Here is a 21,293-nt window from a genome sequence, read left to right as displayed (position 1 = left end):
TTACTAAACTGCTTAATTAAATCATGGCAAATTTAATCATTTGGCGGCATGCAGAGGCCGAAGTGGAAAGTGACAGCGGTCGCGACCATGATCGTGCATTAACTAAGCGAGGTCTTAAGGATGCAGCCAAGATGGCAAAGTGGCTGTATAAGCATTTGCCGGAGTCTACTGAGATTCTATGCAGCCCGGCACGACGCTGCCTGCAAACAGTGCAGGCCTTGCAAGACTTAAATCATCTGGAAGTTAACATTACTGATTGTTTAAACATAAAGAGTAATGTGGAGCGCATACTGCAAGCAGTTGCCAATCAGGATAACACGCAAACTATTCTATTGGTGGGGCATCAGCCTAATCTTGGTTTACTAATCAGCAGCTTGCTAGGTCTACACGAAAGTGCGTGCGTGGTAAAGAAGGGCGCAGTTTGGTGGCTAACCCAGCGCCAGGTGAATGGCCTGGCACATTACTACATTGATGCCGTGAAACAACCTAGTTTTTGATTAGCGGAAACGGTATGCAGCTTCAGAATTTCAGCATACGTATGTCTATACACGGCTGTTGAACTGTGTTACTTTTGCTCCGTAGGCGTATTTCTCCATATGTGATGGCTTTTGAGCCTATTTCCAGAAACTAGGGTGAGCAGTAAGATTTAAATCGTCTTTTAACTAAACTTTAATGATAAGGGGTACTTGCCATGATTTTTGTTAAACGTTTTTTCAGTACGTTTCTTGCCGCTTCTATTTTATTTACAGGATCTGTGCAAACAGTGCAGGCCGCCATGATTAGCTCGGCACAGGTTGCGGAAAGCGCCTTTTCAACTGCAGGTGATCAAGACCGTGCGCGTATTGTTACCGCCTTGTCACGTCAAGATGTGCAGGCCGCGCTAATTGAGAAGGGTATTGATCCAGCACAAGCGCGTAGCCGCGTTGCTTCACTTACAGATGAAGAAGCTAGCGCTATGGCGACTCAGATTGAAAATGCACCAGCGGGTAGCGGCATTATTGGTGCAATTGTTCTGGTATTTTTAGTGCTGTTATTAACTGATATTCTTGGTTTTACTAAAGTTTATCCATTTACACGTTCTATCCGCTAATCGTGTGTTAGTCTGATTTAGATCTTGTTACAACAGAAAGCCAGCATGTTACATAAGTGGATCGTGCTGGCTTTTTGTTTGCTACTCAATGCCTGTGCTGCAACAGGTGTACGTGAAACCGTACAAAATACATCGCTGCCTAGACAGCATGAACTGACTCAAACCCCATTCTTCCCCCAATCGTTATATCACTGCGGGCCTGCCGCATTAGCAACAGCGCTCAATGCTGTTGAAATTCGCGTGACGCAAGAGCAACTGGTACCTGAAGTTTATATTCCCGCCCGTCAAGGTAGTTTACAAATTGAAATGTTGGCTGCAGCACGCAGACATGGCGCATTGGCGATTAAAGTGGCACCTAAGCTTGATGCTGTGCTGGCAGAAGTTGCCTCCGGTAATGTGGTGGTGGTGATGCAGAATTTAGGTCTGTCTTGGGTGCCTTCTTGGCATTATGCGGTAGTGGTTGGCTACAATCTAGACCGAGAGTTGGTCTGGTTACGTTCTGGCACTTATGAACGTTTTGAAATGAGCTTGAGCGCTTTTCAGCGCACTTGGGCGCGTAGCAATTATTGGGCGTTTGTCGCATTGAAACCGGGTAATTTACCCAAGGCTGATGACCCGGATGCCGTGGCCAAAGCAATCGTGGCTTTTGAGAACAATGCCAGTAAGACCGATATCTATTTAGCCTATGATGCAGCTGCAACACGTTGGCCTAAACATTTGGTGCTGCTGATGGGGCTGGGTAACAGTGCTTATGCGCTAGGCCAGTACGCTGATGCGGTAAGGGCTTTCCGCAGCGCAACGATTGCACACCCTAACTCTGCTGCTGCATATAATAATTTGGCTAATGTGCTATTGCTGCAAGGAGATGCGGTGGCTGCTAAAGATGCTGCCGAGAAAGCGTTGCAATTGACACAGGCAGATCCTGCTTTACGAGTAGAGGTTAGCAAAACGGTAGATGAAGTTAACGCTTATATCAAGAAATCCCCACACTAGTATTAGGCTGCTGAGGTAACACCAGTCTATATCACTGGAGTATCTTACCTAAGACTATCTTACCTATCTATGTGAGTTGTAATAAAGCCGGTTTTTCTAAAGGTGCGTTGATATAAAGTTAGTTATTTTTTTACGCAAAAAACTTAACTGACGCTAGATTGGATCATCGCGCCATTACCAGAGTTTAACTTCAGCAGAATTTAACTTTAAGTAGTAATGACGCGAATCAACCTTCATCACCAGTCGTGCTTATTTCTTTTTAGGTCTGCCGGTTTTGATGGCAGGTACTTTACCCATCGCTGCCTTTAAGGCGGCATCGGTCATTGCGCTTAACTGCATGATACCTGCACGTAATAACTCACTCTTTTTGGCTGGTTGACCTAATTTAGTCAAACGCTCTTTTAGTACGGAAAATTGCGCGTACTCAGTTTTAGGCATGGTAAAGCTATCACGCTCCATTTTTAGTTTAGGCGTTTTTTCTTTTGCAACCTTATTTTTTTCAGCGGTTTTCTCTGCAGGTTTTTTGCTGCTAGCGGCGCTAGCTTTAGCGGCAACTTTTGCTGCTGGTTTGGCTGCGGTCGCAGGCTTTACAGCGTTGGTTTTCGCTGCAGTTGGATTAACAGTAGCTTTGCTGGCTGGTGCTGCCTTGGTGGCAGGTTTGTTTGCTTCTACGCTGCTTGTATTTTCAGGTGTTGATTTTAAGGCTTCAGCCTGGATTGCATTGATTTTTGACATGGTTACACTCCAAATAAACGATATAAACAGTTTATACCGTTTATTTTTTAGTGCAAATGAATTTTTTGTGACAGTTTTATATTGTGGTTACTAGCTCAAAGTGCCAGTTTATTTTCTGCCATGCCAGTGTTTCCTCATCCAGCAGGTAGTGGGATTGCGGATATTTTGTTGCCCACGATTTTGGTAGTGTGACCTTAAAGCCATTGTGGTTTAACGTGAGTTGTATGCCGCGTAAGTTTGGCATTTGCCGTGCGTGGCATAAGATGACAGACAAACGCATGCAAATTAATTGCATCATAAAGATACGGTCTGAGAAGTCGGCTTCTAATCGCTTTAATTTGCCGCGATGACCCAAGATAATTAAACTTAGGCAATGCAACTCGCTTTGTGAGAAGCCAACTGGTTCTGTATGGTCTAGGATGTAGGCGCCATGCAAGTGCGCATCTACTGGGGAGATGATGCCGCCAATTTCGTGCAACTGTGCTGCCCAGCGTAATTTGCGGGCGTGCTTAAAGTATTCGCCGTCTGCAAAGGTTGTGCCATCGCTGATTTTCTCAAATAACTTCTCAGCAACTTCAGCAACCGTGTTGGCATGCGTTTCATCTACATCAAATTTACGTGCTAAGCGCTGAATTGATGTATTACGCAAGTCCAGTATGTCGTTCTCACGTGCCAGCATGTCATGGAGCAAGCCGTGTCGTAGCGCACCTTTTGCCACGTTTAAGTTATCGATGTTGAGGAACTCAAACACGGCAATCAGCACTGACAAGCCACCGGCAATCACCGGTTTGCGGTCTTCTTTTAAGCCATTCAAGCGTAGCTTATCTACATATCTTGCTTTGAGCAGTTCTTCTTTTAGCCAATATAGGCTTTCTCTACTAACCGAATCAGCTGGTTTGCCATATTGCGCTAGCACATCTGCAACCGCGCCCACCGTGCCCGAGGCGCCGTAGGCGACATCCCAGTGTTTGTTGTTGAAGTGATTACCCAAGGTTTCAAAGATGGATTCGGCTGAAATCTCAGCGCGTGTAAATGCCTTTTCAGTAAATTCACCGTTGCTAAAGTGCTTGAGTGCCCATGCCACAGAGCCTACGTGCAGTGATGCGGTTTGTGTAGACTCAAAACCGTGACCAAGGATGAACTCGGTTGAGCGTCCGCCGATGTCTATCACCAATCTTTTTTCATCGGACTGGGGTAAAAAGCGGCTTACCCCTTGGTAAATAAGACGCGCTTCTTCTACGCCGGAAATTACCTCAACTTCAAAGCCTAGTGCCTTTTTTGCCAGTTTGAGAAAGTGATCGCGGTTGTTAGCTTCGCGCAAGGTTTGTGTGGCAACTGCACGTACGTGCGATGCATCAAAGCCTTGCAAGCGCTCACCAAATCTAGATAAGCAGCGAATGCCGCGTTCGATGGCATCGGTGGTTAGGTTACGCTCCTCATCTAGGTCGCCACCTTGTCGTACCGCTTCTTTGATGTACTCCACACGCTCGATATGACCGCTATCCAGTCGGCCAATTTCAAGCCGGAAGCTATTGGAGCCAAGGTCTATTGCCGCGAGTAGTGATTTATCTGCGGGTGAGTTACTTGATTGATTATTCATAAAGGATGCAGAGCTTTTTGTGCGAGTTTTATGTGAAAACAGTTTTATATAAAAACAATAATACTGTTTATTTTGTGATTATAGTTTGAAAGTTTAATGACATTGATTATTTTGCATAACAATTTAATCATGGCATTAAACTTGTCGCTTGAAATTTTTTTGCTAATCCCCACATAGCTACTATTGTTTTATTCTTAACATTAGGAGCTTAATTTATGTCCACTGCGACAGCGCAACAAGAAATTCATCCAAAAGAATCAATGGCTTTCCAAGCTGAGGTGAAACAACTCTTGCAGTTGATGATTCACTCCCTATACAGCAACAAAGAAATTGTGCTACGTGAGTTGATTTCAAATGCATCAGATGCTGCAGATAAATTACGTTTTGAAGCGTTAGCCAACGGTGCTTTGTACGAAAATGACAGCGAGTTAAAAATCCGCATCGCTTTTGATAAAGCAGCACGCACCTTAACCATTAGCGATAACGGTATCGGCATGAGCCGCGCAGAAGTAATTGCTAATATTGGTACTATCGCTAAATCTGGCACTAAAGAGTTTTTTAACGCCTTAACCGGTGACCAAGCAAAAGATGCTAATTTAATTGGTCAGTTCGGTGTGGGCTTTTACTCAGCCTTTATTATTGCCGATAAGGTAACGCTGACTACACGCCGTGCTGGTGTAACAGAAGCGGTGCGTTGGGAGTCTGCTGGTGAAGGTGACTTTACAATTGAAGCTGCAGACAAGACTAGTCGCGGTACTGAAATCGTGCTGCACTTGCGTGAAGGTGAAGATGAGTTCTTAAGCGACTGGAAACTGAAAACCATCATCCGCAAGTATTCAGACCATATCACTTTGCCGATTGTGATGAAGAAATCAGAATGGAAAGATGGTGCTGAAGTTGCAACCGATGAGGATGAAACTGTCAACAAAGCATCTGCATTATGGGCACGTAGCAAAAATGATATTACTGAAGAAGAGTACCAAGAGTTTTACAAGCATGTATCTCATGACTTTGAAAACCCACTGGCTTACACGCACAGCCGTGTAGAGGGTAAGCAGGAGTATATTTCTTTACTGTACGTGCCAGCTAAAGCACCGTTTGACTTGTACGACCGTGACCGTCGTCATGGCATTAAACTTTACGTTAAACGCGTGTTTATCATGGAAGACGCAGAAAAATTAATGCCGCAATACCTGCGCTTTATCCGCGGCGTGATTGATACCTCAGATTTACCACTTAACGTCTCGCGCGAAATCTTGCAGTCTAGCCGTGACGTAGATGCGATTAAAGCGGGCTCTGTGAAAAAGGTATTAGGTCTGCTCGAAGATATGGCTGAAAACAAGCCTGAAGACTACGCTAAATTCTACCAAGAGTTCGGCCGTGTACTCAAAGAAGGCCCAGGCGAAGATTTTGCCAATAAAGAGAAAATAGCCGGCTTATTGCGCTTTGCTTCAACCAAGGCTGATACCGACGTGCAGGATGTATCGTTCAAAGACTACATTTCACGCATGCAAGCTGAGCAAGATGTGATTTATTACATCACAGCCGATAGCTTTGCTGCGGCACAGCATAGCCCGCACTTGGAGATTTTCCGCAAAAAAGGCATCGAAGTATTGCTGATGAGTGACCGCGTGGATGAATGGCTGCTTGGTAGCTTGACCGAGTTTGAAGGTAAAAAACTGCAATCTATTGCTAAGGGTGATTTAGATTTAGGTAAGCTTGAATCCGAAACCGAGAAAGAGATTCAAAAGAAAATTGAAGAAGAATCAAAAACCTTAGTAGAAAAGATTAAGCAAACACTGGGCAGCCAAGTTAAAGACGTGCGCGTGACGCATCGCTTAACAGACTCTCCTGCATGCTTGGTGAGTGATGCGCAAGATTTGTCAGGCAACTTGGCACGTATCTTAAAAGCGGCTGGTCAGAACGCACCAGAAAGTAAGCCAATTTTAGAAATCAATCCGGGTCACAAACTGGTGAAACGCCTGGAAAACGAATCTGCAGAGGCGGTATTTGCAGATTTAACGCATGTGTTGTTCGACCAGGCGTTATTGGCAGAAGGTGGCACGTTGGAAGACCCAGCTAGTTTTGTAAAACGTATGAATAGTCTGATTAGCTAAGTTGTTGTTCTAAATATAAAAACCGCCCTGCGTAAGCTCGGCGGTTTTTTTATGGCAGTGAACAATGAAGATTTGCCATGCAACTTTCAAACAACAGTCATAAAGCTGGCGCAATTTTTGCTAAAATGAAACTACCATTCAATCATTTAAAGATTATCTAAAATGAAAACGCCAGCCGAAACTAAAGCTAAACCTAAAAAAACAGTCAAAGCTAAGTCGATTGCAATCCCCAAGCTCGGACCAATTCAACAGGCTTTAAAAAATCATTTGATATTCTCTAGCTTCAAGACCAGCGAGGCTGCAACGCCAAGGGACTGGTATGACGCTGCGAGTTATAGCGTGCGTGATCATGTCGTGGAGCGCTGGGTACAAACGGCAGAATCCTATTATCGCGACGACCCGAAGCGCGTTTACTATTTGTCCTTAGAGTTTTTGATTGGGCGCATGCTGAGCAACGCTGCACTAAACTTGGGCATTAACGAAGAGTTGAGGGAAGGCATGGATGCCTTAGGTCGCAGTCTAGAGAACGCGATAGAGTTTGAAACCGACGCGGCATTAGGTAACGGTGGTTTAGGTCGTTTGGCGGCGTGCTTTCTTGACTCAATGGCCACGATGGATATTCCAGCGGCAGGCTACGGCATTCGCTATGAGTACGGGATGTTCAGGCAATCCATAGAAAATGGCCAGCAGATAGAAAACCCGGATAACTGGTTGCGGTACGGCAATATATGGGAGTTCCAACGTCCGGAGGCCACTTATAACATCAAGTTTCACGGTCATGTTGTCAAATACCCAAATGATCAGGGCGAAGAGATTCAGCATTGGGTAGACGCTGAGCATGTGATTGCAATGGCTTATGATGTGCCGGTGCCTGGCTATGGCACAGATACTGTCAATAATTTACGTTTATGGTCAGCTAAAGCCGCGCGTGAGTTTGATTTAAGGCATTTCAATGACGGTAATTACGAAAAAGCGGTAGAAGAGCGTAATGCGACCGAGAATATTTCAAAAGTACTTTACCCGAATGACACGTCAGTGCTTGGTAAAGAGCTGCGCTTAAAGCAGCAGTATTTCTTTGTTTCTGCTTCTATTCAAGATATTTTGCGCCGCTTTTTAAGCACGCATGAAATGAAAACGCAGGATGACTGGAAGATCCTGCCAGAGAAAATAGCGATTCAACTCAATGACACGCACCCATCTGTAGGTGTGGCTGAAATGATGTATCAGTTGGTGGATGTCTATCAATTGCCGTGGTCTTTTGCCTGGGAGTTGGTGGTTAAGATTTTTGCTTACACTAACCATACGCTAATGCCAGAAGCGCTGGAAACCTGGACGGTGGATTTGTTCGGTCGTTTGTTACCACGTCATTTGGAAATTATTTATCAAATCAACCATGAGTTCTTGCACATGGTCAACCACCACTTCCCGGGTGATGCCGAGCTGTTACAACGTGTATCTATTATTGATGAAAACAATGGCCGTCGTGTGCGCATGGCACATTTGGCCGTGGTTGGCAGTCATACCGTCAATGGTGTAGCGGCGCTGCATAGTGAATTGCTGAAAAGCACGCTGTTTGCTGACTTTGACCGCATTTTCCCTGGAAAACTGACCAATGTGACTAATGGTATTACGCCACGTCGTTGGTTGAATCAAGCTAACCCAGGCTTAACTGCCTTAATCGAGAAGGCAATTGGGTCTGGCTTCAAAAAAGACCTGACGCAGATTAAGAAAATTACACCATTAGCGGATGACGCAGATTTTAGAAAAGCATTTGCCCAGGTCAAGCTTGCAAATAAACAACGTCTAGCGGCAAAGATTGAAGCTAAAACTGGTGTGAAGTTGAATGTGAACAGCTTGTTTGATGTGCAAATCAAGCGTATCCATGAGTACAAACGCCAACTGCTCAATGTGCTGCATGTGATTACTTTGTATAACCGTATTCGTCGTGGTGAAAAAGGAATTACACCACGTACCGTTATTTTTGGTGGTAAGGCTGCGCCTGGCTACTGGATGGCAAAACATATTATTCGTTTGATTAATGATGTTGCCACCATCGTGAATGAGGACATCGCGGTAGGTGACAGCTTGAAAGTGGTGTTTTACCCAAATTACGAAGTGTCCGCTGCTGAGATTTTGTTTCCGGGCAGCGATCTTTCTGAGCAGATTTCTACCGCAGGCACAGAGGCGAGCGGTACTGGCAATATGAAGATGGCGTTAAACGGTGCGCTAACGATAGGCACACTGGATGGCGCTAACGTGGAAATTAAAGAAGAAGTTGGCGATGAGAATATCTTTATCTTTGGCTTAACCACACCGCAAGTGGCTGAAGTAAAGGCAAGTGGCTACCAACCTCGCGATTACTACAATAGCAATCCGGAGCTTAAGCAGGTGTTGGATATGATCGCCGATGGCTATTTCTCTATTGATGAGCCTGGCCGTTATAAAGTCATTGTTGATAATTTGCTAAACAACGATCAATACTTGTTGCTGGCCGACTATGCGAGCTACATTGAAGCGCAAGACCGTGTTGGCAAGCTATACCAGAAACAAGAGGACTGGACGCGTATGGCGATCTTGAACGTAGCGAATATGGCTAAATTCTCAAGTGATCGTGCCATTAACGATTACGCTAAGGAAATTTGGCATGTAACTCCGCATGCAAACGCTAAAGCCAAGAAATAGATCTAGCTTGCATTACGGTCTATTGGGCGCTAAGTTGATACTGCCAATTAATTGTCATACTATTCAGTTAGAATCGTATCGTTAATTTTACAGCGCCCAGTTTGGGGTAATGAATGGAGAAGCATATGCGCTACTTAGTGGCAGTTTTAAGTTTTATATTGTTTGCAACGCATGCCAATGCCTTGAGCGTGAACGATTTGAGTAACACAGAAGCAAGCGGCGGGCTAAAAGAGGCGCTTATTCAGGCCGCTGGTAAGGCTGTTGGCCAACTAAGTGCAACAGATGGTTTCTTTGGCAATAAAGAAGTAAAAATTCCGTTGCCAGAGACCATGCAAAAAGCAGAAAAGGCCATGCGCATGTTTGGCATGGGCAAGCAGGCGGATGAGTTGGTGCTTAAAATGAATCGTGCAGCCGAAGCCGCCGTGCCCGAAGCTAAAGCCTTGTTAGAGGATTCGGTTAAAAAAATGAGTGTTGCAGACGCTAAAGCAATCTTGACTGGCGGTGATGATGCTGCAACGCAATACTTCAAAAAAACCACCTCAGCGCCTATGGCCGAGAAGTTTTTACCTATCGTGAAAAAAGCCACAGAGAACGTACAGTTGGCTCAGCAATATAATAAATTTGCAGAGTTGGGCAGCAAGTACGGTGTAGTTAAAAAAGAACAAGCCAACCTAGAGCAGTACGTCACGCAAAAAACACTGGATGGTGTGTATTTGATGATGGCAAAAGAAGAAGCTGCTATTCGCAAAGACCCGGTCGGGCAAGCTAGCAACGCGATTAAAAAAGTATTTGGTGCGCTGATTAACTAATGTAAAAAAATGTGCGCAAGCAATTAGTTACACTTGCTTGCGCTTTCTTTTTTATTAGAGTGTCTTTTGCTTAAGTGCGTGCTTAAAGCATTAGACATGCGCTAATGGCTTTACCTGAAACTTGATGTCTTCCCCTGAAATTTAATAATTTCTATTCCTAATCAATTTCGTATTGATAGTTCTCACATTGCAACTGTATGAGCAATGTAAATAATTGTTAACTTTATAGTTCGGCAGAGCTGAAACCCTAGCTGGTCTGATATTATTCTCAAAAAAATGTGGCTGAACAATAAACAAAAATCGAATCACACACGATTTATTGTGATGAAGTTGCATTTCTAATTTAGCTTTCTATCTGTTAATACGATAGCAGGCCTTCCTCGTTTCGCAATTCCCCAGCAACCACAACATATTATTTGGAAAATTGTGTCTGTCCCCATTTCTGCTACTTAGAATTTGTAAGGCAATCCTCTACTTTTATTGCACAAACCTTAACATCAATCAAAATCTCTGCACCGGTAGGCACTACATAGCCTGATTTACTTAAGGTAAATGAGTCACAGAATACGTCGATTCAAGTGCTTGTGCCATAACGATAATATTAGTTTCTAATATGTGATGCTGAATTGGTTTGAATAAGGTGGCCTACCAAATAGATGCTTATGTGCTTAGACTTACATAAAACGATAATGGACAAGCCAAGATTTATGAAACTTTATACGGGAGAGTTTTGCTAGATAAAGCAAGGATTTATAGAAGTGAGTTAACAATAATTTACAGTGAAGGTTTTAATAATTTAGTAGCATGTGTGTTTAGTAAATGCTGTACGCAATTTGGCTTTTCTGTTCAATGGTAAATGGCTTGTGCAAATAATACGTGCCATGCAGAAAAGTAGTTTGCGTGATTAACGAAACATTCTACAAGTTTGGTATGAGCTCAAAGTGTAGTGGCAGTTGAGGATTTGAAATGAGTTTTATTAGTAAGAAGTTATTGAGTAGTGGGTTTGTCTTTGTGTTGTGTCTTGTGTCAATTGCAGTATTTTTTGCTATGGAGAACATATCAAGCTCAGTTTTATTTAGGATTGTTTTAGGGCTTGATGCTAGTTTTTTAATATGCAATATTGCGCTCGCCATGCGCTTTCTATCTGAAGGATACGGTGATTTTTTAAAAATGGTTCTGCATAAAAATGAAGAGTTGTTTTTATCAACCGTATTCGTGTTGTCACCAATAGCTTTCTCAGATAAATATCTAAATGAAACCGGAAAGATGCTAAGAAGTAGTTTGGTGAGTAATGCTGTTTCATTTGTTTTGATTGTGATTGTTAACGTAATCATAGGGTTTTTATTAATCAATCTGGTACAAAATTAATTGCAATGATTGCATAAATAAAGATTAGGTCTTGGGTACTTTTTCATAGGCATAATGGCTTTGTATCAAAATGATGATAAAAACTAATTGCATCAAATGAAATATTACTCAGTTCACTTGGTGTTGTTTTTGATCTTGGTTTCTATAGCCAATGCCTTGCTTGCTGAAGATTGCTAACAAGAGAAAAATACATTCATTAAGAAATCTGCTAGCATTTAGCAGGTGCAGATCATTCAGTTACACCAAGCGATAACAGTATTAGGGTAGAAGATTACACCTTCAGTATGATTATTCCCACTCATGTATCGGTTTTGCTCTTTGATTGTCACATTCGACCTGCTGCAAATCCGCTATAGCGCCACCGCTAAAATTGGTAGCAGAGGCTAAATTTAGAGTGTGTTAGTTTTTTATTCTTTAATTAACTGTGCATACTTGGCTCTAATTTTAGCGGCTTTAGGTGCGGCGACTGCCATGCAGTAAGGTTGATTGGGGTTCTTATCAAAATAATACTGGTGGTAATCTTCCGCTGGGTAAAAGGTTTCAGCGGCATTGATCTCGGTCACGATGGGGCTGGCCCAAATCTGTTGTTTATTTAATGTATTAATCATGCTGGCGGTGGCTGTGCGCTGAGCCTCATTTTGGCAGAACACGGCAGAACGATACTGGGTGCCAACATCATTGCCTTGGCGATTCGGCGTAGTCGGATCGTGCGATACAAAGAATATTTCTAGCAGCGTTTCAAAGTTAATTAACTCTGCATCATAAGTGATTTGAATGGCCTCAGCATGACCGGTATCTCCATTGCAAATCTGTTTGTAGGTTGGGTTGCTGGTGTGTCCACCGATGTAGCCAGAGATAACTTTCTTTACACCGTTCAGCTGGCTAAATACCGGTTCTGTGCACCAAAAGCAGCCGCCGGCAAATACTGCAATTTCTTCATGACTCATGATGTAATCCTTATAATAATGCTGAGAGTGTTTAAGCTATATTTCATGCTTGGCGCTAATTATCTGCTGTATTGTTAGTCACAACATTGGGCTAAACATTCATTTTTTCTAAATATTTTCATTGCTATTATCCATGCAGTTAAATGCTTTATACGTAGATTTTAATTCTTATTTTGCCTCAGTTGAGCAGCAGTTAGTGCCTGAGCTGCGAGGCAAGCCTATTGGCGTGCTGGCAGTGATGGCGGAAACCACTTGCTGTATTGCAGCCAGTTATGAAGCCAAAGCGTTTGGTATTAAAACCGGCACGCTGGTCAGTGAGGCGCGCAAGTTGTGCCCGGATATTATTTTTGTGGAGGCACGGCCGCCGGTCTATGTGCAGTATCACCATTTTTTAATTGATATTGTGGAGAGTTGTACTCACGTAGAAAAAGTACTCTCAATTGATGAAATGGTTTGTAAGCTCACTGGCAGTCAGCAGCAGCCAGACAATGCACTTAAATTGGCGGCAAAGATTAAATCGGTACTCGCGGAAAAAGCAGGCAGTTTTATTCGCTGTTCTATCGGCATTGCCCCTAATACTTATTTGGCAAAAGTTGCCTCAAATATGCAAAAGCCTGATGGCTGCGTGCTGATTGTCTTCAATGAGTTACCGCAGCGTTTGTATGGATTAAAACTGCGCGATTTAAATGGCATTGGTAAGCAGATGGAGGCGCGTTTAAATCGGTACAAGATTACGACAGTGGAGCAGTTGTATGCTGCTAATCGGCAGCAGTTGCAGGTGGCATGGGGTAGCGTGGAAGGTGAGCGCATGTATGATAAGTTACGCGGCATAGAGCCTTATTACGTTAAAAACGCGCGCAGTAGTTTAGGGCACTCACATGTGATGCCGCCTGAGCAGCGCAACGAAGTGGGCGTAAGGGCGGTATTGCACCGCTTGTTGCAAAAAGCCTGTATGCGTATGCGTAGCTACGATTTACTCGCTTCAAGAATTAGCGTTAAGGTGAAATTTAGAAATAAGCCTAGTTGGCAAAAAGAAAGTGCGCTATCACCTACGGATAACACTTTACGGCTAATTGAAGCGCTAGAAGCTTTTATGCAGCATTATCCGGTGACCGATGCGGAGCCGTATGCAGTTGGCGTGTCTTTTTCAGGGCTGGTCACGGCAGATGAAGTGGCTCGAGATTTGTTTCAGGTAGCTCCGTTGGAAAACGAGAGAAAATTAAATCAGGCCATTGATAGCCTTAATTCAAAATTTGGTAAAAATACGATTTACTTTGGTGGTGCGCATGAGGCACTCAAAGATGCGCCGATGCGTATCGCGTTTAATCATATTCCTGATATGGATGTAGAGAGTGATGAGTAAATCGTTACTTAATGTTGAGTAATGCCTGCTACGTAAAATCATTAGTTACAAATTATTAACAATTTCTGGTAAGCCAATTTAAAACAATCGCGTTAACTGAGCATGGCTACGACGAGTTGGCCTGATTCAGTGGCTTAATAAAATCTAGAAATAGAGGAGAAGTAAAATGCGTAATTTTAAGTTGAACGTTGTTAATAGCACGCGCGTGGCAATGGCGGTGCCTGCATTGATCGCAGCAGTGTTTGCAACGCCAGCGTTGGCCAGTGATCAATATATCGATACTGCACGCGTGATTTCAGTCACGCCGCAAACAGAGCGTATCAATACTCCACAGCAAGAATGCCGTACAGAGTATCAGCAACAGAGTTACTCTCAAGGTAATCGCTCAATGACAGGTGCAATCATCGGCGGTATTGCTGGTGGTTTGTTAGGTAACACGGTAGGTCGAGGTAGTGGCCGTGTTGCGGCAGTCGCAGTTGGTGCCGGTGTTGGTGCGATTGCGGGTGACCGTATTGCGAATAGTCGCCCGAATGAAGTAGTAACACGCAACGTGCCGGTAGATGTGTGTTATCAGGTAGACCGTTGGCAAACTGTGAATACTGGCTATTTTGTCACTTATGAGTATAACGGTAGAACCTATAACACGGTGACCGCTGAGCATCCTGGTCGTTTTGTGGATGTGAATGTGATGGTGGCGCCAAACCGTTATGCGCCTGCACAAATCAGCTATGTTGATCCTGGTTATCGCCGTGATGGCCAATGGCGTGGGAATCGAGGACACGGTAAACATGACTGGAAAGATCAGGAGCGTTATGACCGCGATGATCGCTACGATAGGGATGATCGTCGTTACTACTAATTGTGAAGTAACGTAAGTGTGAAATAACCTTTGCATGATATGGTTTTGATTTAGCCTAGTAGCTTATTGCTGCTAGGCTTTTTTTATGCGATGTGTCCCATAGTCATCTGGTTGCAAGTAAAATTGGTAGTTCTTATCAAGTCAAAATAACAGAGTAAAAATAACCGAGTGAAACTAACTGTAGACTGTGTATCAACTGGGCAACTGTTTGCCATGCCTGAAACTAGCGTTTTGGCGTATTTACTCTCTAAGGCGAGTAAGCGTTTAGAGGCTTTGCCATTAGAAGCTTTGCTATGTGCGCAAAGCGGCTTGCTGGCTGCGCCGGAATATCCTATTGCGGCTATTGCCGCCGCTGCGGATGCGCTAGATGTCGGTACCGACTACTGGCTGCGCGCTGAGCCAGTACATCTGGTGCTACAGCGCGACAGTTTTAGTTTAAGTGAGCCTTGCCCGCTCACGGTGGCACATGAGCATGCGCAAGCGATGATCGCGAGTTTGAATGCGCACTTTGTCACAGATGGTTTAAAGTTTGCGCTAGGTGAGTCTGGTGCATGGTATTTATCTTTAACGCAGCCACCATCAATTAACACAGCACTGCCGGCAATGGCGATGGGCAAAAATATTGCGCATTTTATGCCGCAGGGTGCCGATGCTAACCGTTGGGTGGCATACTTGAATGAAGTGCAGATGTTATTGCATGTGCATGCGGCTAATGCCGCACGTGAAGCAGCCGGTGAAGTTGCGATTAATAGCATTTGGCTCTCTGGCGGCGGCGTGATGCCACCATCTTTAGCCGCAAATCTTGATTGCGATATTGATGCTGTGGTTGGAAGCGGTGTTTTGTATAAAGGCTTGGCAAAGCACTCCGGCTTGGTGCGTCACGAGCCGCTCACCTCTTTACGCAGTGTAATAACGCAGTTGGCTGGGTGTGCACATGTACGTGTGCAGTTGGCGCATGATGCATTGCTGGTTGAAGATAACTTTCAGGTTTTGTTGGAAGGGCTAAAAAAACGTACCATCACCCAATTGGTACTTAACCTGGCTTGTTATGACCAAACCCTAGTGGCGAAAATTAAACCGCTTGATCTTTATAAATTCTGGCGAGCAGCCAAGCCTATGAGCATCTACTTAGTATGACATCCATCTCACAACGTAACGTGCCTGCTGCCATCGTACAAAGCTTGCAAGCATCGGGCGTCTCCCCACTGATGTCGCGCCTGCTATCTGCACGCGGGGTGTCTGATATTGCACAAACCAGCATACATTTGAGTGCGTTGCTGCCACCGCAGCAGCTTACGCATAATCAGGCCATGGCGAAGCTATTGGCTGAAGCAATCCAAGCCAATAAGAAATTATTAGTGGTTGGTGACTATGATGCAGATGGCGCCACTGCGACAGCGGTTGCGGTCAAAGGCTTACGATTATTTGGTGCCAACGTAGATTTCTTAGTGCCGAATCGTTTTGAGTATGGGTACGGACTCACCCCGGAAATCGTCAAACTGGCCGCGACACAGGCGCCAGACGTCATTGTTACGGTAGATAACGGTATCGCCAGTGTGGATGGTGTAGCTACCGCCAATGCAATGGGCATACAGGTGTTGATTACTGACCACCATTTGCCTGGTGCACAAACGCCAGAGGCTGCCTGTATTGTCAATCCCAACCAGCACGGCTGTACTTTTCCCAGCAAGAATCTTGCTGGGGTAGGGGTCATGTTCTACTGCCTACTAGGGTTGCGAGCAGAGCTACGTGAGCAGGGCGCTTACCAATCTAGTGCTGAGCCTAATTTAACCGAGTTGCTGGATTTGGTAGCCTTGGGTACCGTTGCTGACTTGGTTAAACTGGATGAAAACAACCGCATTTTGGTAGAGCAAGGTTTGCGCAGAATACGTGCCGGAGCATGTAGTCATGGGGTTTCTGCTTTGCTTAGAGTCGCGGGACGTGAGCCAGCTAAAGCCGCTGCGCAAGACTTAGGCTTTTATGTCGGGCCGCGGCTAAATGCAGCTGGCCGATTGGATGATATGACGCTAGGTATACAGTGCCTGTTGGCAGAAACTGAAAAAGACGCAGTCGTACTCGCCCAGCAGTTGCATGATTTAAACAAGCAAAGACGTAGCATAGAGGCGGACATGCAAGAGAGTGCCAATGTTTCGCTCGATGAGATAGCCATTGCGGATCAGTACTCCATCAGTATTTATGAGCCAGATTGGCACCAAGGCGTGATTGGGATTCTGGCATCGCGCATTAAAGAGCGGCACCATCGCCCAGTGATTGCGTTTGCAGATGGCGGCTCCGGTTTGCTTAAAGGTTCTGGGCGTTCAATTGCCGGCTTGCATCTGCGTGACGCCTTGGATTTGCTGAGCAAGCATTTACCAGATTTAATCTTGAAGTTTGGCGGTCATGCGATGGCGGCAGGTTTGACAATCAAGGCAGAAGATTTTAACGTATTTAAAATGGGTTTTGAGGCCGTGGTCAAAAGCCTGCTTACCGAAGTGGATTTGGAAGCTGTTTTGGAAGTGGATGGCAGCTTGAGCTCTGGCGAGATGACCTATGCCGTCGCACAAACACTGGAGAATCAAGTGTGGGGGCAGGGTTTCCCTCCGCCATTGTTTTACGATGAATTTGAGGTGGTGAATCAGCGTATCCTAGCTGAGAAGCATTTAAAACTCAGTTTGAGAGCGCTTGCCAGCCCATCAGCAGCAGTGATTGATGCTATTTATTTTAATCAAACAGAATTTTTAGATAGCCAGATACAAGCGGCCTATCAATTGCAAACCAATAGCTATAACGGTGTGCAAAAAGTACAATTAAATATCAGGCATGTGAACGTTTAAGCACGCTATGCAAACAACCCCACACTTACTTACCAAGCAAATGCTGCAAACCGCACTGCCGGTGCGTGCAGTTGACGCGCACAAAGGTACATCAGGCAGTGTTGCTATCATAGGTGGCGATGACGGCATGCTTGGTGCAGTGCTACTGGCGGCCAGGGCTGCATTATTGTCTGGTGCCGGCAGGATATACGCCGCCATGCTTTGCGAAACAGCTCCCGCGGTGGATTTGCTGCACCCAGAAATCATGATGCGTAGACCGGATGCGCTTGCAACGTTGGCGCAGTTAGATGCCGTGGCTATTGGCCCTGGTTTAGGACAGTCTGACGCAGCCATCACCGAGCTCACTTTTTGGTTGACGCAAGCCTGCCCGCTGGTGCTGGATGCCGATGCGCTGAATTTGATTGCTCAACATCATCAGCTAGCAGAGTTGCTGAAAAATAGACGAGGCCAAACCGTGTTAACCCCTCATGCGGGAGAGGCTGCTAGATTAATGGGCGTTACTGCGGCAGCAATTCAATCTCAGCGCGTAGAATCGGCTGTCAGATTGGCGCAATCGCTACATGTGATTTGTGTGCTTAAAGGCGCGGGCACCATCATTGCCGAGCAAAATGGCAGTTATTGCATCAATACTACTGGCAATTCAGCGCTAGCGACTGGCGGTACTGGGGACGTGTTGACCGGCGTTATTGCAAGTTTAATTGCGCAAGGCTTAGCGCCTATTCAGGCTGCGAGGCTGGGTGTTTATGTACATGGTGCAGCGGCAGATGCGCTAGTTGCGCGTGGGATAGGTCCGCTTGGTTTAACCGCGTCAGAACTGGTGACGGCAATACGCGACGTGCTTAACCAACTCAGCCGTGATTAATCCTGTGTGCTAGCTCAGTTTAATATGGGTTAGCAGCGGCTAAAAACGCACAGCCTTATTTGATTTGCCATTTGAGCCAGGTAAACAGGATGTTGCCATTGCCTTGGCCGCCTACTATATAAGTCGATTGCACAGCCAACTGTTTGTACTCAATAGAAGCAATAGGCGCAATCACCGGTATCGGCAAATAGTGGTAGTCCTCACGTAAAGTGGCACCTATGGTGTAGCCAGCGCCTAAGCGAAAATCATTATTGGCATGCCACATTTTCTGAAAGGCATAGCCAGCCACCGGCTCCATCTCCTTGTGTGAGTCTGCAAACACCATCGCGTATACACCATGCCAATCACCATCTGCATCGTATCTATACTTGCCAATACCTATGCCCCAGGGATGTTCGTTGTAGCCGTCTATTTTTTCTTTATCGTAAAATGCGCGGTTGTGCCAAGTGTTGACTGGTACATACAGTTCATAATCACTACTGTTCCAGGTTTCGGACAATGTGTTTTTAACGTCAGCCCATAATCCATCTGATGCCGTGTCAGCAAATGCGTGAAAATGGGGTGAGATAATGAGTAAAATCGTAACTGCAATTTTTTTTATCATGATTAATCATACTATTATTCGCGCTTAAATCCCACCATCTAAAATTAAGTTACAATGTCGTACGGTTGCGGCGAATTGCATGGAGATGATGCTGTTGTCACAAAATTCGTCCGCCTAAAGTAGATAAACCATATACTTTTAGTTTAAGAACTCAAAAAAATTAGGGGTAGCATGCCTAGAAAAATAGTAGTTGCCAATTGGAAAATGCATGGCAACTTAGCAACGAATCAACAGCTTCTGCAAGCTTATCTTGATCGATTAAGCGCACTCAAAAATGTTGAAGTAGTCGTCTGTGTCCCATATCCATATCTCGCGCAGGTGCAAAGCCTTTTGCAGCATACTGCTATCGCATGGGGTGCGCAAAACCTCAGTAAAGATGTAGTCGGCGCTTATACCGGTGAAGTAAGTGCAAGTATGCTGAGAGACTTTGGCGCAACTCACGTCATTATTGGACATTCAGAGCGTGCAACAGCCTATTGCGAGTCTGATGAAAATATCGCAGCTAAGTTCATGCAAGCCAAGGCGCATGGATTAGTGCCGATACTGTGTGTAGGTGAAACCTTGATCGAGCGTGAGGCCGGAGTGATGGAAATGGTCGTCGCCAAGCAAATTGACACCATTATTAACCTATACGGTGCAGCTGTTTTTGCGAATACAGTGGTTTCATACGAGCCAATCTGGGCAATTGGCACCGGCTTGGCAGCTACGCCAGACCAAGCGCAGAGTATGCATGAGTTTATCCGGCATAGGGTTGCAAGCCACAATCAAGAAGCGGCAGCCAGCTTGAAAATCCTTTACGGGGGGAGCGTAAATCCTCAAAATGCGGTACAATTATTCAATATGCAGGATATAGATGGCGGCTTGATTGGTAGATGCTCATTAAGCGCGCAAGAATTTGAAGGAATTTGCCAGGCGGCATGTTAAGTGAGGTATCGGACTTGTGTTCGGTCAAGTTGCTGATTTCACTCGGCTTAGCTTAAGTGTTGCGGTGGCGTATAAGGTAAAAAATGGAAAATATAGTATTAGTAATTCATGTGCTGGCAGCTTGTGGTGTGATTGGCTTGGTATTGTTGCAACATGGTAAAGGTGCCGATATGGGTGCATCTTTCGGTAGCGGTGCATCAGGCAGTTTGTTTGGTGTGTCTGGCTCATCTAATTTTATGAGTCGTGCGACAGCGGGCTTCGTATTCGTATTTTTTATTACTAGTTTGACGTTGGCTTACTTGTCTAGCCATAAAGCTAGTAGCGGTAGTGTGGTTAAGGCAATGTCAACGCAGGCGGTTGATGCTGCTAAGTCTGCACCGGCTGCTGCAACTGAAACAACCAGTACAGAGGCTGTGCCAAAATAATGATGTAGTTTAAGCATATGCCGTCGTGGTGGAATTGGTAGACACGCTATCTTGAGGGGGTAGTGACGAAAGTCGTGAGAGTTCGAGTCTCTCCGTCGGCACCATTTAGTAGTTTTGATTTTTTGGTTACAAGTAGTAAATCTGGTCTTGAAGTTGTTAGTTTTTGGTGACGGTAATGTTTTACTTTTATTCGTTGCAAATTCTTTAGTGATTTAGTCTGGGGTTTGTTAGTGCTAGAAAATTATTTTCCGATATTGTTGTTCATTCTTGTAGGTTTGGCCGTTGGCGTTGGTCCGCTAATTCTGTCTAAACTAGTCTCCCCAAGCAGACCTGACTCTGCAAAAAACTCCCCGTATGAATGTGGCTTTGAAGCCTTTGAAGATGCGCGTATGAAGTTTGATGTGCGTTACTATCTTGTTGCTATCCTGTTTATTTTGTTTGATTTGGAAATCGCGTTTCTATTTCCATGGGCCGTGGTGCTGCGTGAAATAGGTTTGTTCGGTTTCCTTGCAATGATGGTTTTTTTAGGCGTGCTTGTGATTGGTTTCATCTACGAGTGGATGAAGGGCGCATTGGAATGGGATTGATTGAATCATGAGTCTTGAAGGTGTATTAGAAAAAGGGTTTGTCACCACTACGCTGGATACGGTGATTAACTATACCCGTACTGGTTCGTTATGGCCGATGACTTTTGGTTTGGCCTGTTGTGCGGTAGAAATGATGCACGCAGGCGCCTCTCGTTATGACCTTGACCGTTTTGGTATCGTATTTCGTCCCAGTCCTCGACAATCTGATGTGATGATTGTGGCTGGGACTTTGGTTAATAAAATGGCGCCGGCCTTGCGTAAGGTCTATGACCAAATGGCTGAGCCGCGCTGGGTTATTTCTATGGGGTCATGCGCTAACGGTGGTGGTTATTACCATTACTCTTATGCGGTTGTGCGCGGGTGTGATCGTATTGTTCCTGTTGATGTCTATGTGCCGGGTTGTCCGCCTACTGCAGAGGCGTTGTTGTACGGCATCATCCAGTTGCAAAATAAAATTAAGCGTACAAACACTATTGCCCGTTAGGTTAATAATG

The 21,293-nt window shown here is 44.9% G+C and carries 20 protein-coding genes and 1 tRNA gene; 17 read left to right on the top strand and 4 right to left on the bottom strand.

The genetic code is table 11. The features are described from left to right. Positions 1–23 precede the first annotated feature (23 nt). The 3 genes from MMOL_RS08240 to MMOL_RS08230 all read left to right on the top strand — a co-directional run bounded on the left by MMOL_RS08240 (position 24) and on the right by MMOL_RS08230 (position 2,083). Positions 24–497 (top strand): SixA phosphatase family protein, encoded by a 474-nt coding sequence (locus MMOL_RS08240; protein ID WP_015832563.1) that lies wholly within the window; start codon positions 24–26, stop codon positions 495–497. Between the two features lie 194 nt (positions 498–691). Next, the gene (locus tag MMOL_RS08235) at positions 692–1,090 is read left to right on the top strand and encodes a PA2779 family protein (protein WP_015832562.1); all 399 of its coding nucleotides are present in this window, start codon (positions 692–694) and stop codon (positions 1,088–1,090) included. Between the two features lie 45 nt (positions 1,091–1,135). Then, positions 1,136–2,083 carry a PA2778 family cysteine peptidase gene (locus MMOL_RS08230; RefSeq protein WP_015832561.1) on the top strand — a complete coding sequence of 316 codons (948 nt, stop codon included), beginning with the start codon at positions 1,136–1,138 and terminating at the stop codon, positions 2,081–2,083. Positions 2,084–2,332: 249 nt separating this feature from the next. Here MMOL_RS08230 and MMOL_RS08225 read toward each other — a convergent pair whose 3' ends face one another. Together MMOL_RS08225 and MMOL_RS08220 are read right to left on the bottom strand one after the other, a co-directional pair. After that, a complete protein-coding gene (locus MMOL_RS08225) occupies positions 2,333–2,818 on the bottom strand; it encodes a hypothetical protein (RefSeq protein ID WP_015832560.1) in 486 nt (161 codons plus the stop codon). Positions 2,819–2,894: 76 nt separating this feature from the next. After that, complete coding sequence (locus MMOL_RS08220; RefSeq protein WP_015832559.1) at positions 2,895–4,418, bottom strand: Ppx/GppA phosphatase family protein; 1,524 nt, start codon at positions 4,416–4,418, stop codon at positions 2,895–2,897. A gap of 215 nt (positions 4,419–4,633) precedes the next feature. Between MMOL_RS08220 and htpG the strand changes: the two genes are divergently transcribed. From htpG to MMOL_RS08200, 4 genes are all read left to right on the top strand, one after another. After that, entirely contained in the window at positions 4,634–6,535 is a 1,902-nt protein-coding gene (htpG, locus tag MMOL_RS08215) for a molecular chaperone HtpG (protein ID WP_015832558.1), read from the top strand. A 162-nt stretch (positions 6,536–6,697) separates the two neighbouring features. Next, positions 6,698–9,217, top strand: a complete 2,520-nt coding sequence (locus tag MMOL_RS08210; protein ID WP_015832557.1) for a glycogen/starch/alpha-glucan phosphorylase — start codon at positions 6,698–6,700, stop codon at positions 9,215–9,217. A 125-nt stretch (positions 9,218–9,342) separates the two neighbouring features. After that, the gene (locus MMOL_RS08205; RefSeq protein ID WP_015832556.1) at positions 9,343–10,026 is read left to right on the top strand and encodes a DUF4197 domain-containing protein; all 684 of its coding nucleotides are present in this window, start codon (positions 9,343–9,345) and stop codon (positions 10,024–10,026) included. 966 nt (positions 10,027–10,992) lie between these two features. Then, the gene (locus tag MMOL_RS08200; protein ID WP_015832555.1) at positions 10,993–11,394 is read left to right on the top strand and encodes a hypothetical protein; all 402 of its coding nucleotides are present in this window, start codon (positions 10,993–10,995) and stop codon (positions 11,392–11,394) included. 407 nt (positions 11,395–11,801) lie between these two features. Here the strand turns inward: MMOL_RS08200 and msrA are convergent, their stop codons facing one another. Continuing rightward, on the bottom strand, positions 11,802–12,341 hold the full coding sequence (msrA, locus tag MMOL_RS08195; protein WP_015832554.1) for a peptide-methionine (S)-S-oxide reductase MsrA: 540 nt from the start codon (positions 12,339–12,341) through the stop codon (positions 11,802–11,804). 133 nt (positions 12,342–12,474) lie between these two features. Here msrA and MMOL_RS08190 point away from each other — a divergent pair, with 133 nt between their 5' ends. The 5 genes from MMOL_RS08190 (at position 12,475) to MMOL_RS08170 (ending at position 18,259) form a co-directional block, all read left to right on the top strand. Continuing rightward, a complete protein-coding gene (locus MMOL_RS08190) occupies positions 12,475–13,704 on the top strand; it encodes a Y-family DNA polymerase (RefSeq protein WP_015832553.1) in 1,230 nt (409 codons plus the stop codon). Positions 13,705–13,870: 166 nt separating this feature from the next. Further along, positions 13,871–14,563 carry a glycine zipper 2TM domain-containing protein gene (locus MMOL_RS08185; RefSeq protein ID WP_015832552.1) on the top strand — a complete coding sequence of 231 codons (693 nt, stop codon included), beginning with the start codon at positions 13,871–13,873 and terminating at the stop codon, positions 14,561–14,563. 168 nt (positions 14,564–14,731) lie between these two features. Then, the gene (locus MMOL_RS11935; RefSeq protein WP_238524367.1) at positions 14,732–15,700 is read left to right on the top strand and encodes a hypothetical protein; all 969 of its coding nucleotides are present in this window, start codon (positions 14,732–14,734) and stop codon (positions 15,698–15,700) included. Next, complete coding sequence (gene recJ / locus MMOL_RS08175; RefSeq protein ID WP_015832550.1) at positions 15,697–17,397, top strand: single-stranded-DNA-specific exonuclease RecJ; 1,701 nt, start codon at positions 15,697–15,699, stop codon at positions 17,395–17,397. The genes MMOL_RS11935 and recJ overlap by 4 nt, the downstream gene beginning before the upstream one ends. 7 nt (positions 17,398–17,404) lie before the next feature. Further along, a complete protein-coding gene (locus MMOL_RS08170) occupies positions 17,405–18,259 on the top strand; it encodes an NAD(P)H-hydrate dehydratase (RefSeq protein WP_015832549.1) in 855 nt (284 codons plus the stop codon). Positions 18,260–18,314: 55 nt separating this feature from the next. On the opposite strand, the gene pagP is transcribed toward MMOL_RS08170, so the two are convergent. Next, on the bottom strand, positions 18,315–18,863 hold the full coding sequence (pagP, locus tag MMOL_RS08165; RefSeq protein ID WP_015832548.1) for a lipid IV(A) palmitoyltransferase PagP: 549 nt from the start codon (positions 18,861–18,863) through the stop codon (positions 18,315–18,317). A gap of 171 nt (positions 18,864–19,034) precedes the next feature. Here pagP and tpiA point away from each other — a divergent pair, with 171 nt between their 5' ends. The 5 genes from tpiA to MMOL_RS08140 all read left to right on the top strand — a co-directional run bounded on the left by tpiA (position 19,035) and on the right by MMOL_RS08140 (position 21,283). Further along, positions 19,035–19,787, top strand: a complete 753-nt coding sequence (tpiA, locus tag MMOL_RS08160; RefSeq protein WP_015832547.1) for a triose-phosphate isomerase — start codon at positions 19,035–19,037, stop codon at positions 19,785–19,787. A gap of 83 nt (positions 19,788–19,870) precedes the next feature. Then, complete coding sequence (gene secG, locus MMOL_RS08155) at positions 19,871–20,212, top strand: preprotein translocase subunit SecG (protein ID WP_015832546.1); 342 nt, start codon at positions 19,871–19,873, stop codon at positions 20,210–20,212. 19 nt (positions 20,213–20,231) lie between these two features. Continuing rightward, a tRNA-Leu gene (locus tag MMOL_RS08150) sits at positions 20,232–20,316 on the top strand. Positions 20,317–20,442: 126 nt separating this feature from the next. Next, positions 20,443–20,799: an NADH-quinone oxidoreductase subunit A gene (locus tag MMOL_RS08145; protein ID WP_041928776.1), complete on the top strand. Its 357-nt coding sequence runs from the start codon at positions 20,443–20,445 to the stop codon at positions 20,797–20,799. 7 nt (positions 20,800–20,806) lie between these two features. Next, positions 20,807–21,283: a NuoB/complex I 20 kDa subunit family protein gene (locus MMOL_RS08140; RefSeq protein WP_015832544.1), complete on the top strand. Its 477-nt coding sequence runs from the start codon at positions 20,807–20,809 to the stop codon at positions 21,281–21,283. The last annotated feature ends 10 nt before the right edge of the window (positions 21,284–21,293 follow it).

Origin of the sequence: Methylotenera mobilis JLW8, from assembly GCF_000023705.1 — a bacterium.
GTDB lineage: Bacteria > Pseudomonadota > Gammaproteobacteria > Burkholderiales > Methylophilaceae > Methylotenera > Methylotenera mobilis.
Note: the sequence above shows the minus strand (reverse complement) of the source record. Positions and strands in the feature narration are given on the sequence as shown.